The organism is Methanocalculus sp. MC3, from assembly GCF_054767395.1.
The window spans coordinates 719,845-733,101 of sequence record NZ_BAABMP010000002.1; the positions used below are offsets into that span (position 1 = coordinate 719,845).

12 protein-coding genes are annotated in these 13,257 nt (G+C 47.2%); 2 read left to right on the plus strand and 10 right to left on the minus strand.

Annotation, left to right across the window (positions count from 1 at the left end):
• Positions 1-71 precede the first annotated feature (71 nt).
• The 3 genes from ACYUBO_RS07230 to ACYUBO_RS07240 form a co-directional block, all read right to left on the minus strand.
• Positions 72-416, minus strand: coding sequence for a HepT-like ribonuclease domain-containing protein (locus ACYUBO_RS07230; protein ID WP_460373300.1), 345 nt, complete (start codon positions 414-416; stop codon positions 72-74).
• Positions 409-702, minus strand: coding sequence for a nucleotidyltransferase family protein (locus ACYUBO_RS07235; RefSeq protein ID WP_300330841.1), 294 nt, complete (start codon positions 700-702; stop codon positions 409-411). The genes ACYUBO_RS07230 and ACYUBO_RS07235 overlap by 8 nt, the downstream gene beginning before the upstream one ends.
• Before the next feature lie 91 nt (positions 703-793).
• Positions 794-925: a VOC family protein gene (locus ACYUBO_RS07240; protein WP_300330837.1), complete on the minus strand. Its 132-nt coding sequence runs from the start codon at positions 923-925 to the stop codon at positions 794-796.
• Positions 926-1,112: 187 nt separating this feature from the next.
• Between ACYUBO_RS07240 and ACYUBO_RS07245 the strand changes: the two genes are divergently transcribed.
• Entirely contained in the window at positions 1,113-1,661 is a 549-nt protein-coding gene (locus ACYUBO_RS07245) for a helix-turn-helix domain-containing protein (RefSeq protein WP_460373301.1), read from the plus strand.
• Positions 1,662-1,698: 37 nt separating this feature from the next.
• Positions 1,699-2,100: a DUF3467 domain-containing protein gene (locus tag ACYUBO_RS07250; RefSeq protein WP_460373302.1), complete on the plus strand. Its 402-nt coding sequence runs from the start codon at positions 1,699-1,701 to the stop codon at positions 2,098-2,100.
• Positions 2,101-2,366: 266 nt separating this feature from the next.
• Here ACYUBO_RS07250 and ACYUBO_RS07255 read toward each other — a convergent pair whose 3' ends face one another.
• The 7 genes from ACYUBO_RS07255 to ACYUBO_RS07285 form a co-directional block, all read right to left on the minus strand.
• Positions 2,367-3,779: an ATP-binding protein gene (locus ACYUBO_RS07255; RefSeq protein ID WP_460373303.1), complete on the minus strand. Its 1,413-nt coding sequence runs from the start codon at positions 3,777-3,779 to the stop codon at positions 2,367-2,369.
• A 601-nt stretch (positions 3,780-4,380) separates the two neighbouring features.
• Positions 4,381-5,640, minus strand: a complete 1,260-nt coding sequence (locus tag ACYUBO_RS07260) for a cache domain-containing protein (RefSeq protein WP_460373304.1) — start codon at positions 5,638-5,640, stop codon at positions 4,381-4,383.
• 130 nt (positions 5,641-5,770) lie between these two features.
• Positions 5,771-6,586: a hypothetical protein gene (locus tag ACYUBO_RS07265; protein ID WP_460373305.1), complete on the minus strand. Its 816-nt coding sequence runs from the start codon at positions 6,584-6,586 to the stop codon at positions 5,771-5,773.
• Positions 6,587-6,844: 258 nt separating this feature from the next.
• On the minus strand, positions 6,845-7,351 hold the full coding sequence (locus ACYUBO_RS07270) for a hypothetical protein (RefSeq protein WP_460373306.1): 507 nt from the start codon (positions 7,349-7,351) through the stop codon (positions 6,845-6,847).
• Positions 7,351-7,515 (minus strand): hypothetical protein, encoded by a 165-nt coding sequence (locus tag ACYUBO_RS07275; protein WP_460373307.1) that lies wholly within the window; start codon positions 7,513-7,515, stop codon positions 7,351-7,353. Before ACYUBO_RS07275 ends, ACYUBO_RS07270 begins: the two co-directional genes overlap by 1 nt.
• Positions 7,516-8,026: 511 nt before the next feature.
• Complete coding sequence (locus ACYUBO_RS07280; protein ID WP_460373308.1) at positions 8,027-9,712, minus strand: RNA-binding domain-containing protein; 1,686 nt, start codon at positions 9,710-9,712, stop codon at positions 8,027-8,029.
• 264 nt (positions 9,713-9,976) lie between these two features.
• Complete coding sequence (locus ACYUBO_RS07285; RefSeq protein WP_460373309.1) at positions 9,977-13,174, minus strand: DEAD/DEAH box helicase; 3,198 nt, start codon at positions 13,172-13,174, stop codon at positions 9,977-9,979.
• Positions 13,175-13,257 lie beyond the last annotated feature (83 nt).

Consider the following 13,257-nt stretch of genomic DNA (forward strand, 5'->3'; position numbering starts at 1 on the left):
GGCTGCACCAATCGACAGTCAACCGGGTTTCAAAGCATTCCTAATCTCAAGTAATTAACCTCGATTTGGATCTACAATTGTTGTTTAATCCCTTTAAAATGTTCCATAAGAACTGGGATGTCTGAATGGGCTGTTTCCCATACAATTACCAGACTTACACCAAAATAATGGTGTATGAGTTTATCCCGCATTCCTGAGATGAAACGCCACGGAATTTCAGGATATTGCTCTTTAATCGATTTTGAAAGGTTTTTCACAGCTTCCCCAACAATTTCCAGATTTCTGATGACGGCATCCTGAGTTTTTAAATCCTGAAGAAAGGACTCATACGTCATATCTCTTGTATAGTCCCTGATTTTCCCGGTTGCCTGTAGAATATCATCACACAATAAATGGATATCCATCTCTTCACGCATACGCAACCTCGGATGTTATCCGGTCACGGATGAGTGGTTTCAGTGCATCCGGCGTCACAAGATCGACAGGAGCTTCCAGATGATCTGACAGGAACTCCTCAAGCTCAAGAAAAGTGAAGAAACCAACAGGTTGTGAGAACTCAACAAGAATGTCGATATCACTTGAATCAATCTGCTCTCCACGTGCGACTGATCCAAAGATTCCAATCCGGATTACATGAAAGCGGCTCCTGATCTCACCTTTGAGCTGTTGAAGGATTGCCAGCGCTTCATCACGGGATCTCATAGGGAATGTTATCCGGGCTTCTAAGTATTAAGGGTATCACAGGGGAGCAGATCCCATTTGCAACAAACACATGAACAAGACCCATCACCTTTCATCCAATATCTAACAGGAATATCAGATAGCCGGGAGGTGAGAAGAATCTCCAGCCGAAGATCGTCTCGTAGAATGCTTTTGCACGCCCCACCCAATCGGCTGCGATATCGATATGGACAATGGTTGGCATAAAAGGTGATCTTTACCTGATCGGAGATGAGGTTCCTGGAGGCTGATCGATGGATGACGTACTATGATGTGGAGGTCCCTCACCACAGGCACTGGAAGAAACTTTAAAATTTTAAGGGTTACCAATAATTATTTATTGCAAACAATCTACACTATATACAAAAGACGGGAGAGGAGGGAGAAATACGATGGAGAGAGTGAAGAAAACCGATACATTGGAAGAGGCTGCCGGGAATACAAATAATAGCCCCCCGATACTCTCACAGGATGAAGAGATGTATCTTGATGAGCCCTATGGCGGCCTTTTTGGAGATACGGCCATCGCAAAGGTAGTCGAAGAGCTGGTTGCCGATCCAACAATGGATTACCGGCCAAAATATCTCGCTGATATCACCGGGAAGTCCGAGGCATCGATCTATCTTATCCTCAAAAAACTGATGAAACTCGGGCTCATCGAGAAGAGTGTCGAGGGGAAGCATCCAGTCTACAGAGTACGGGTGGAGTCGAAGAAGTTTGCCGCACTCTCCTTCCTTGCATATGCAATGCTGGATGATCGGGATGGAACAGGCTGCATGGATATGGCAGTTGCCGATTATTACAACTCAAGGCTCAGGGAAGAGTTCGAGCCAAAGGCGATTGCCACCTCGGATGGGTGGAAAACAGGGCAGGGCATCATCACAGATGATGATTCTGAGGAGAGGAGAAGGAGACATACTCTCATCTCCGTGATTGTATGATAGCCAGGGAGGAAAGCAGATTCGGCAGGAGGAAGAGATGACTGAGAAGAAGAGAAGAGAAGAATTGAGAGGGGAGAGGGTAAACGGGGAGACCCTGAAAGAAGATAAAAGACATACCAGTGATGGCGGAACAACACTCGATCTCAGCAGGCTCTACACATTCAATCAGGAGGATCCGGGTATCGATATCTCATCAACTGCATATTCAAATCTAGCCTATGTTCAGGCCAGCCACAGAGATATCTCAATAGATTTCCTGCAGATGCCCGGAATCAGGGGAGAGGATGGCAGAATGAAGATCAAAGGCACCCGGATCTTTATGTCGCACTCGGCTGCACAGAAACTCGCATCAGCAATCTCGGAGATCCTTGAAAAGCTCCATTCTGAAGGAAGAATGGAGGCATATACTCCTCAGAAGGAACAGAACAGGGAGCATTGAGAGGAGGGAGGAACAAGAGAAATACGAGCCGAATCCATTGCAGAATGGAGATTTTGATCTGGAGAAAGAATCTCCTGAATTTATCCTTCTCTCATCAGAAGAGGGCTTTAGGCAGGTATACCCCCATTGTACTCTTCCTCCCTGCTGTGCCAGCTTCCGGGAACCATCCCCCTTTCATATGCATTGGCACGGGGGGCCATCAGGCAGCATATCGAGGATGTGCATATCAATCCTGATTATACAGCTGCTTTATACCCTCATTCCTTTCAGAATGATTGGGATTCGTCCTCTCCATCCCTCAGGAGCAGCCATCTCCAGAGCGGGATGTACTGAATCATTCCATCAGTCCCCTGCGTATCCTTTGTGAGGAGGAGGCACCGGCTCACCTTCGATCCAAACTCTTCTGCAAACTCACGCAGGGCGTCTGTCTCCCGCCTGTGCAACTGATCGGTGTAGGTTACATTGATCGCCATTAAGCTGGAATCACGCATCTTCAGGATAAAATCCACCTCACCATTTTTCTTCCAGTAATAGGGCGTATACCCGCGCCTCCGCAGTTCGATATAGACAAGATTCTCGGCACAGCGGCCTGTATCTTTTGAGAATGAGAACGAAACTGCATTCCTGAGTCCATTGTCGATACAGTAGATCTTTTTATCATTTCTTGCCTGTACCTTCAGCGAGTAGCTGAAATGAAAAACCTCAAAGAGGATCTGTGCCATCTCTGCATACCGGATGTACTCTTTTATCGTAGCCGTGTCAATTCCGAGCAGATCAACCAGTTTACGGTACGAATATGGGGAGGTAATATTCGCCATCATATACGCAATAAGATCACCCAATGCCCGCTGGTTCCTCACATCGTTCCCTTTGACGATATCACGGTAGACAATACTGTCATAGTATGCACTGAGCTGATCCACCCTTACCGATTCATCCTTCTGGAGGACTGCCTGCGGAAACCCACCTTCGTAGAGATATCGATGGAATAATTCAAGAATCTCATATTTTTTACTGGCGAGTGTGACGGGATCGGCTGTCCCGGTTATTCCATGAAAGTGGAGATACTCTGAGAAATCAAGTGGGTAAATCTGGAGAGAGAGGTATCTGCCGCTGATCAACTGTGAGACCTGTGAGTCGAGAAGATAGGAGGATGATCCCGATATAGCCAACCGGAACTGTTTTCGATCATAGATAGCCTTGATCCATCGCTCCCATCCGGAAATTGTCTGAATCTCATCAAAGACAAGGGTTGCCCCCTCCTGGCTGTATACCTCTTTCCTATAGGTATCCAGCACCATTTCAAGCGGGTTTGCAAGCTGGGCAATTGCAGGCTCATCACAGTTGACAAAGAGTATCGAACGCGGATCTGCCTCCCTCTCATTGATCAGATCCTGGATCATCTGCATGAGAAGGGTGGTCTTGCCCGAACGCCGCACCCCATTGAGAACAACGATCTCGCCGGAGTCGTAATATGCCCGGATCTTTTTGAAGTAGCGGCCACGGCAGACACCTGCCATGGATGAAAAGTCCCGATCATTCCACCAGGGGTTCTGGGCTGCAAGGATATCGAGGAGAGGAGGGAAGTTGGAAGGTAAAGAAGAGCCGGGAGATCCATCATACCCGGAGTTAGTAGAGGAACCGGGGGAGCCAGAGCGTCGGGGAGGGAGAGGCACCATGATATTTTGAATGGTTATACTCATGCATAAAGGTATGTTTTCGATGGATTGTAACCCTGCAAAAAGTACTTATTTTGAATGATTATACTCATGCAAAAGATCGGGTTTTTGCAGGAGTGTAATCATGTAGACTTTGTGGAGGAGTTGGGAAGAGAGAGTAAAATGCGTTTTGCGAAGAGGCATTCATTGAATAGTCGGGGTTTTGAACCAGGGTGTTGAAAGGTATTCGGAAGAGCCCTGCTTCCCTCATCATGTCAGCCCAGACTTGATAGAACCCAAAGAAGAAAGACAGGAGTGCGGTGATGCCCGTGAACGGGAAAAACCGACGAACAGATCACCGGTTTGTTATACACGCCCACACACTGTGTATGTCCTGTCGATGATAGGAGGCAAAACTTTCGAATAAACAGTAAGGATTAGCGTATCACTGTTGGACTCAGGAGGGACTATACCTCATCCTGCCTCAGGGAAAAAAAACGCTCATGATGCCACCAGGGGCAACAGGCATACAAGATGAAAATGAGGGGTGTTCCCATGCATTTTCATATAAAAAAAGAGATTGTGGAGGGATATTCCCTGCCGGGAACGTCCTTCTGCCTGCTCAATCCCGATCCTGGTGGGCAGGATTGGGGTTTGCAGTATACAATCCGCTGATGACAATATACTGATTGGTATCGCTCCCCTCAATCAGTTTGAAGTAGACTGATTTATGATAGATCCCGTTCATCTCCGGGATCATCCATTTATAATCGACCCAGCCGGAACCTTCTGTCAGGGCAATATCGGTGATCTGGTCACGGAAAGGCGTGCCTACAATATCCGTCTTCCCTCTCATATTCTCCCCGACAAGACGTGGGTTGTCGGCTTCAGCAACGATCGTCACATTGGTGTCATAAACAAAGACATAGAGTGCCCTGTTCTCACTGTCCCAGAAGGGATGTTCGCCGGCATTGATCCGGGCGAAGGTGCCGGGAGTGTCCTTCTCTATGGCATCGGCCGTAGAGTCGACAAGTCCGATCACCTCTTCTCGTGTGACAGGTGGATCCGGCAGGTAAGAAACGCCAATATAGCTGTACAGGATACGCTGGTATTCTGTTATTCCGGTCTGATCAGGCTGATACCGGAGGGTGTCAAGGGCATCCTGGAATGCTCCCACAAGATCGTCTGATGTCTCCCTGTTGAAGGCAAAATAGATGTCATCGGTCTCAAATCTGTAAAGTATCCCGAAATTGTCAGCATTGTCTGTTGACTTTTCAATGAAGTACCTGCCGGCAAATTCTCCATAACAGAAGAGATCGATTGTCCCATCCTGGAGGAGAGAGATAAGCTGTGGTACATCATCGGCTTCAATGATCTTTGACTCTGAAACTCCGCTCTCCTTCAGCAAAATTCCTGCATAATCGTCCTTTACGACCCCGATCCGGTACTTCTTCAGGTCATCCGCAGTCGAGATTGTATATTCCTCATGCAGTTCCCCAAAAAGAACATAGGCGACAGATACAAATGGTCCCGCCCATTTGAAGAGCTCGTCTCTCTCCGGGGATCTGATTGTAGTGAGGAGGACGGTATTCTTCTCTAAAAGGGCGGTATCATAGGCGATAGTCCATGGCAGCACCCTGATCTGATCCCGTGCTACCGGGGTTCCCATCTCTTCAAGTGTACCAAGCAGGATATCAACAGAGATCCCTTTGACTACCCCGTCTTCGATATAGTTGAAGGGAGGATACTCTTCGGTTACGAACGTCAGCGCTTCTCCCCCAATGGGAGCAGGAGGTGCGGTCTCTTCAGTGGTTGTGCATCCTGCGGCAAACACGACAAAGAGGGTGATGCAGAGGAAGCATAGATGATGAATCTTTACCATAGATAATCCCATCAAATAGGTTCTTTGGTTTTATAAACTGAACCGGGAGGATCAAGTCAGCTGATCAGTTCTGTCCGAAAGCCATCCCGGATCTATCCCCCTTCACCGGGAGAAGCCCCGGAAGCCATAATCAAAACGGCAACAGAAGCCAGAAGACCGAGGGAATGAAAAGAACAGATCCGATGAAGACCCCGGCAACTGCCTTCTGTTTTTGATCCCGTGCTGTCAGGAAGAGGCCGATGAGGGAGGGGATGAGAAGCCCGAGAAGAAGGCCGCCAAGATGGGCATAGACATTCACCGTCCCGGAAGGCAGCTCGGTGAAGATCTGGCATATGGCGAGGGTGAGCGTTAGAAAGGTTGCAGTGAGGAGAACAAAGACCGACTGGGAGATTTTCTCAGATCGGCTCTCCAGTACGGTTCTGTATACAAGCGAGAGCATCAGGAAGAACAGAAGCCCGAGGAATGCATAGGTTATCCCGGAGAATCCCGAAGACCATTCCTTTCCCATGATACGGCCAGACCAGATCGATATTCCTGAGATTGAGAACGGAAGTACCAGGAGAAATACGAGGAAGGTTGCCGGGAAGAATTTCGGAGGCATCGGAGACCGGAGAGCCGGCAGAATGATGATGCCGACAACAAAGATCGCAATGATCAGAAGGTAGGCTGAAGAGAGGTTATTCATGATATGCGAAGAGTCCAGGGGATTATGCATATAATTGCTGAGAAACATGGATAGAAGGTTTGGATCGGCTACATTCAGGTAGATATGCCGGAGGGTGAACTCAATTGGGATAAACCGGAGTATCGCATACTGGAATCCGGACAGGAGGCCGAATATCCCCGACAGGAAGAGGAAATAGAGGAGATAAATAGATCTGGGAATTGTTCTGGCATAGGAGAGGATGGTGCCATTGGGAGGAGATGGTGCTTTTGTCTGTGTCATTATACTTCAATCGATCGGGGTCTGCATAAGGATTCCCCTTTCAGCCGCCCTTCTGCTATCATGGTACCGGAACATCTCCGGAGTACAGGGATTTCGCCAGGATATCGGAATGATCACTGATTATGAAGTGATAGGAGAGGTGAGAGGAAGAGGAGAGGAGCAGGGATATGCCCCTCTGCTCTGTCAATATCTCAGTTATCAACCTCAGTTGGAAAACCGAGCTTGCAGGCTCATATTGGATAGCCCGGCACAACAGGCTCAGCTCAGGGCTGCCATCTCGTCTGCCCAGTCCTCGACTGCGGCAAGGATCGCCTCATCATCGTAGCCGGTCAGCCTGACTGCCTTTCTGCCAAACGTGAGGGTATAGTTCTCGCCATTTGGATCGCGGCACTTCAGCTGGCAGGAGTAGGAATCCTTGTTCTGGTCACGCTCAGGTGTCCCGCCGACGGCTGCGGTGAGTGCTGCATCTGCAAGGACGGCAGCAGCTGCCGCATTCATCCCGGCGGTTGTCCCGGCGGTGACGGTTGCTGCACCGACCCTTTTGCCGTCTCCATCAAGGTACACGATCCGGGCGGTATACTGCTCACGGCCCCGGACCACGCCCGGGATCGTCTCGCCGCCTGACTCATAGGCTACACAGCCGAAGGGGTTGTTCTCAAGTACATGCGCAACCACAGCCTCAAGGGCCGCGGTATCAACAAGCGGTGCCGGAAGGTCCCTGACCGCTGTCTTGTTGCTCCGTATCTGTTCGAAATCTACTGCCATTAGTGGTGGCTCCTGCCGGGTGGGGGGAGGGAGGGGACGTTTTCCGCAAGGAGGCAGACCGCCCGCCCCTCCTCGCCTGCTCCGGCACATACTATGTCAGAAACAGGGGCAATGGGGATGAGCGGAGTGTACAGGGCGGGAGTGTTTTTTAGGGGAGGGGGCATTGGAGATGGGGATATAGGGAAGATTGTGATTCGTGGAGATCAACTATCGTGAGAAATGAATATCGTGATACGGAATTATAGCTGGGAGGGGAGGGCTATCGCATTTTAGTGATAGCATAATAAAGTTATCAGTGATAATTGGGGTTTGGAGAGGTGCGGGAAGAGGCAGATCACGTTTTCATAATCGGCAATTTTGACACAAGCTGTTGCAGAATTAGAATATAAAATGACACTTATGAAAATAACCCAAATGAAAACACCTCATATCAGTTCTATTTTATATTGATTCAATAGAGAGACGAGGTTATTTTAAAAAGATATCCTATGGTGAGATTTTTGCATTCGTGAGGATATTTAGGTTTTTTTATCCACACATTATTCACATGATTTTTTCATCACATAGAATATATGTGCGGATTTATGTGCGCGCAGATAAATCACAAGTGAACTTATGTGCGCGCAGATATATTTCATACATTGCACAAATAAACAGTCATCAACAATAAGGCCATCATACATTTTCCCATATGTAATACGTGCCTTTCGTCTCACCCACCTTTTTAAAACGCGGATTTTCCTCAGATATGCGTTTAAGAACGCGGGTTGCCTGATATCCATTCAGATCGAGTAAGTCCATCGCATCTGAACGGGTAATCTTCCCATGCTCCTCTACATACGCAATGATCATCTTCTCTTGTTGATTCTTGTCAATATCTTTTGAACGCAGATACTCTGATTTTGCATGAAGTCGCTTGTTGAGTGCTGCCGATAGGTGGTACACGTTTCCACTCCGCTTACGAAGTACCTCCACAAGTCCACGTTCATGAAGTTGTTCAAGTACCCTGCGGCCTTGAGTGGTTCCCTTCTGAATAATACTCCCGGCAGTTGATTCATCAATTGGCCGGTCATAATATAATGTGTTTAAAATTAGGAGTTCATCCAATGAGAAAACCTTTCCATCTCGCTTCTCTTCATAGATAAAGGCAGCAAAGTCCAGTGAAGATTCTCCACCCGATATCTCAACCCGCACAGCTAAACTGTCGCTTCTGGAATAATCCGGAGGTGGTCTTCCATACCTGACCTGCTCCATGTATATCTTGTCAACCCCACGTCCGGTCTGCTCAATTATCCCGATTCTCTTGAATGCCTCTGCAAGCCGGATATTCCTGGGTTTTGGTTCATGAACAAGGATATTCTCCGAGGTTATCCCCTCAGGAAAACCGCCGGGATTTGTTATCAGGATATGATCGTGGTGCCACTGGATATAGACACTCTCCATCCGGCTGTAATCCCGGTGTAGGAGAGCATTATTAACCGCTTCACGGAATCCAACTGGTGAATAATCAGGTATCGGATAGCGAAGGAGTCCGACAATCTTTTCCCGCTCTTCGTTCCGTGCCTTGAACCGGGACTCGATCTCCTCGATAATTTTTACAATCGGTTCATAAAATGCATCATTTACCCTGACATCCCCCTGAATGTCAAGAACCTGAAAGTGTACTGTATGTGTTGGCAAAAACCGCTGGATAGAGGAAAGGTGTCCAAGGAGAAGGATTCCGGCAACATTTGGTACAAGCGTTCCATTACGGGTTTCAACAAGGCGAAGGGCTTTTGCAAGCTCTTCGTTTGGGAGTTCAAGGAGTGTTCTGTCACCCCTGAGATTGGTAATGGCCTGACGAACCCGTTCAAACTCAAGGGGATCGAGATCATCAATAGTTGCACCATCTACGGGAAGTGATGAGAAATCCAGATGTCCAAGATCAACCCGTCTGGAAACCTGATCCCGTGCATAATAGGGAACAGTAGCAGGTTTTCCATCCGAACCAATCACTCGTCTCAGCGTTTTTCCAGATGCGGTTGAACAGATCTCCGGATATGGATCCACCTGGATCACGAGAACATCTCCTTTGGGATCATAAACAACAGAGACTCTCGTATTGATACTGGGGACAGTATTATTGAATATTGCAGATTTCAGCCTATTGACATCAGTTACTGAACCATTGCGTGGACGGCAGCCAGAAATGACTCCATCATCTTCAACTCCGATGAGGAGGATTCCTCCATTTGTGTTCGCCATGGAAACAATCTCATCGTAAATCTCCTTATCTGAAAAACCACGTCGTGAATCCGACTTGAATTCCAGCTCCAAGGATTCCCCCTTTGCAATTAAAGACGCCAATTCTTTGTCATCCATTCATAATTCCTCTGGAAAACATCTACGTATATCCACTCCCATGAAAAGTCTCTCCGTTATCGATCCTCTGCATCCATCACGGCAAAGTCCTCCATCGAACACCCGCACCTGAGTGATTAGTCCCCCAATATTTGAAAACGCTCATGCCCAAACACATCAAGTATCAAATGATTGACTCGACCCCTATTAAAACCCATACGAAACAGAGAGGAGAAGGGTAATTGGCGACCTGTGTCGTCATTTTATTTTGAGAAGAATTGCTATTCATCCCCCAACTGCCTTGTTCGCCTTCGCAAAGAGTGCTGGCGGCATTGGTAATTCCAATTTCCAGATAATACTCATGGGCCGACTTCCCTCATGAGAGATGTAGCGGCCCGGACCTAGGAAGATATACGGCTGAGTTATGCCGCCAACCTTCTTGTATTCCCGAACAAAGAAGAGGACTGTTGTTCCCAATCGTTGATGTTCAATATAACGGCGGCCGGCCCCCGATGATGGAGATGTGGTGCTCTGGGATTGCCAATGGAAGAGGGTGTCAGTCACTGCATAATCATCATACATTGTTGAAGGAGAGTAGGCTTCCTCAGTCTTGTTCAGGGTGATAAAGAAGACATCCGTCTTCTTATCTGGAAGATAAACAACACCCTCACGCATTCCTGCACTCGCTCGTTGTATCAGGGTGTGATGTCCGAGGGCTGCAAAGATCTGATCGCGAGTATAGGTACAATGGAGTTCAAGGGGCGTTTCATACCCAGGATCGAGTGGTTTTGGAATGAAATCGATATGTTCATAGTTGTAGTTTAAGAGATCATCTATTTCATCCCTGATCTCACTGTTTTGAAGAATATCGGCAAAGGCACGTTCCAACCGGCTACCATCTCCTACCATAGCCTGTTCATGTAGTGCTTCATCATAGAGAGAATAATAGAAGAGAGTAATGATCTGCTCCTCCTGCGGGGAAAGTGAACGGGAGGAGAAAGTTCTTGGATCATGCAGGAATGACTGGATGCATTCAATTGCGAAGGGGGAGTCAATGAAAGATAAGCGTTGAGCAGATTTTTTAGAAAAGAGTTTCTCTCTCTGATATTTCTCTGGATAGACACCTGCTTCAGAGGCAAGGTCAGTAAATGTTCCTATCAGATAGACATCAAGTGGTTTCAATGTATGATGATCAAGGAAGTGTTTAAAGGACAGTTGTTTTCCAGTCTCTCTTTCAAATGCCTTTATTCGTTTGATCAGATACTTTTTATTCGTCAGATTTGCCTTGATATTTTCTAAAATATTCTCCCGAGCTACTTTTTCGAGATGGATATGGCATCCCTTCGGGAGTACATAGTCACTCCTCTTAATCTGCTCATAGAGGTTCTTCCCACCCGGTGCAAGGAGAGCCATAAGCTTCTCACCAAATCGATACCGTGTATTATGCCTGCCAACAAAATCAAAGACAGTCAGGCACTCCTTTCCTTCCTGGAGGCGAAGACCACGGCCAAGCTGCTGGAGGAAGACGGTGAGACTCTCAGTTGGCCGGAGGAAGAGAATGGTATTGACTTCTGGGATATCAACACCTTCATTGTACAAATCAACGATGAAAATAAAGTGAATCTCCCGGGATTTCAACCGGCCCTGAACCGTATCTCTCTCTTCCTTTGAGCTGTTTGCATGGAGAGCGGCAGAAGCAATACCAGCTTTATTGAATGATGATGCCATGAACTCCGCATGATCAATAGTGACACAGAACCCAAGGCCAATGATATCGTGAATATCGGTCGTATATTGCTCAATTGCCAGAATGATCTGATCAACTCTCTGTTCCCGTTGGGTTGATTCGATAAAGATCTGTGAGAGCTCCCTTATGTCGTACTTCCCCTGTTTCCACGAGACACCCGATAGATCAATGATATCTGTCACTCCGAAATAGTGAAATGGGGCGAGGAGTTTCCGGTTAATCGCTTCTGGCAATCGAATTTCAGCACTGATCTTCCCATCAAAGTACTCCAGAATATCGAGCTCGTCCATCCGTTCGGGAGTCGCTGTCAGTCCAAGGAGGATCTGTGGCATATAATAGGTGAGGAGCTTCTGGTACGAAGGAGCAGCAGCATGGTGGAATTCATCCACGATGATCATATCATAGTACTCAGGAGTAGTAAGAGCAGGGAGATTGGCACTATTCAGGCTCTGAATGGAGATGAAGAGGTGATCAATCTGTGAGGGTTTATGTCCTCCAACCATAAGATCACCAAAATTTGGATCACGTAAGATCCCCCGGAAAACAGACAGGCTCTGCTTGAGGATCTCTTCCCGATGTGCAACAAAGAGGAGGCGTGGGTACTGCCTTGGTCGGGCAATTAGGCTCTTGTAATCAAATGCGGAAATGATCGTCTTCCCTGTCCCGGTAGCAGCAACAACCAGATTTCGATAATTTTTATGAAGTTGTCGTTCTGCCTGAAGTCTCTCAAGTATCTCCTTCTGAAAAAAGTAGGGCTGGATATCAAAGACAGGAACCAGTTCATCATATTTTGGCCTTTCTTTTGAAAGAGCCCGCCTCAATCGATCCTGATCTTCATGTCGATACAGGATAAATTCTGGATTGTCCCAGTACGAGTCAAATGTGGCCTCAATCTTTCGTATAATATCCAGCGAATCCTGTTCGGTTATTTTAACATTCCATTCAAGGCCGCTCGTCATCGCGGGGTTTGAGATATTGGCAGATCCGATATAAGCAGTTGAAAAGCCAGTATTTCTGTGGAATAAATAGGTCTTCGCATGGAGACGGGTCCGATCGGTATCATAGGAGATCTTCACCTCTGTATTTGGAAGGTTTGTGAGCTCTTCGATGGCTTTGAGATCGGTTGCTCCGGTATATGAGGTTGTGATAATCCTGAGTTTATTCCCCCGGCTCACAAAGTATCTCAAATCATCGATGATTAACCTGATTCCGCTCCATTTTATAAATGAGATGAGGAGATCAATCCTGTCAGATGATAGAATCTCGTGTTTGAATTCACTTGCCAGACTCGGCTCATTTGGTGATCCGGTAAAGAGACTTGTCTGTGCAATCGATGTTCGTGGCCGTTGAACCCTCCAATCTCCAATGGGAGAGATCCCCTCAGAATAAACACCAGTCTGTTCCCTCTCTTTGATAGCAAGGAGGAGCTCTGCATCTCTCGTTATTTTGCAGAGTTCAGCAGGTGCAAAATCCATCTGAGATGAGACAAGCTGGATGATCTCGTTACAGATGAGAATTTGGTTGTCGAGAGATGTATGTTTTTCATCAGCGATCCGGAGCATCTTCAGGATTAATGTATGAAGATACCGGGAGAGGATCACCTGAGGATCATATTTTTCAAGTTTTCCCTTATGGATGTCAATTCGGTCTCTATCGAGGAGATTGAGTTTGGATGAGAGATATTCATGGATGAGCTGCTCATAGATGCCCGGAGGGAGGGAAGAGGGGAGAGCCATATTAGAACATGACTGGAAATAACGAAAAGGTTGTTGGTGTTGGGGGAGGAGCGGAGTGGAGAAGGAATGGGATGTGGAAAAGA

Excerpts from the sequence above, each read along its gene's own strand:
- ACYUBO_RS07230 (WP_460373300.1), bottom strand. The coding sequence starts at position 416 with ATGCGTGAAGAGATGGATATCCATTTATTGTGTGATGATATTCTACAG.
- ACYUBO_RS07235 (WP_300330841.1), bottom strand. The coding sequence starts at position 702 with ATGAGATCCCGTGATGAAGCGCTGGCAATCCTTCAACAGCTCAAAGGT.
- ACYUBO_RS07240 (WP_300330837.1), bottom strand. The coding sequence starts at position 925 with ATGCCAACCATTGTCCATATCGATATCGCAGCCGATTGGGTGGGGCGT.
- ACYUBO_RS07245 (WP_460373301.1), top strand. The coding sequence starts at position 1,113 with ATGGAGAGAGTGAAGAAAACCGATACATTGGAAGAGGCTGCCGGGAAT.
- ACYUBO_RS07250 (WP_460373302.1), top strand. The coding sequence starts at position 1,699 with ATGACTGAGAAGAAGAGAAGAGAAGAATTGAGAGGGGAGAGGGTAAAC.
- ACYUBO_RS07255 (WP_460373303.1), bottom strand. The coding sequence starts at position 3,779 with ATGGTGCCTCTCCCTCCCCGACGCTCTGGCTCCCCCGGTTCCTCTACT.
- ACYUBO_RS07260 (WP_460373304.1), bottom strand. The coding sequence starts at position 5,640 with ATGGTAAAGATTCATCATCTATGCTTCCTCTGCATCACCCTCTTTGTC.
- ACYUBO_RS07265 (WP_460373305.1), bottom strand. The coding sequence starts at position 6,586 with ATGACACAGACAAAAGCACCATCTCCTCCCAATGGCACCATCCTCTCC.
- ACYUBO_RS07270 (WP_460373306.1), bottom strand. The coding sequence starts at position 7,351 with ATGGCAGTAGATTTCGAACAGATACGGAGCAACAAGACAGCGGTCAGG.
- ACYUBO_RS07275 (WP_460373307.1), bottom strand. The coding sequence starts at position 7,515 with ATGCCCCCTCCCCTAAAAAACACTCCCGCCCTGTACACTCCGCTCATC.
- ACYUBO_RS07280 (WP_460373308.1), bottom strand. The coding sequence starts at position 9,712 with ATGGATGACAAAGAATTGGCGTCTTTAATTGCAAAGGGGGAATCCTTG.
- ACYUBO_RS07285 (WP_460373309.1), bottom strand. The coding sequence starts at position 13,174 with ATGGCTCTCCCCTCTTCCCTCCCTCCGGGCATCTATGAGCAGCTCATC.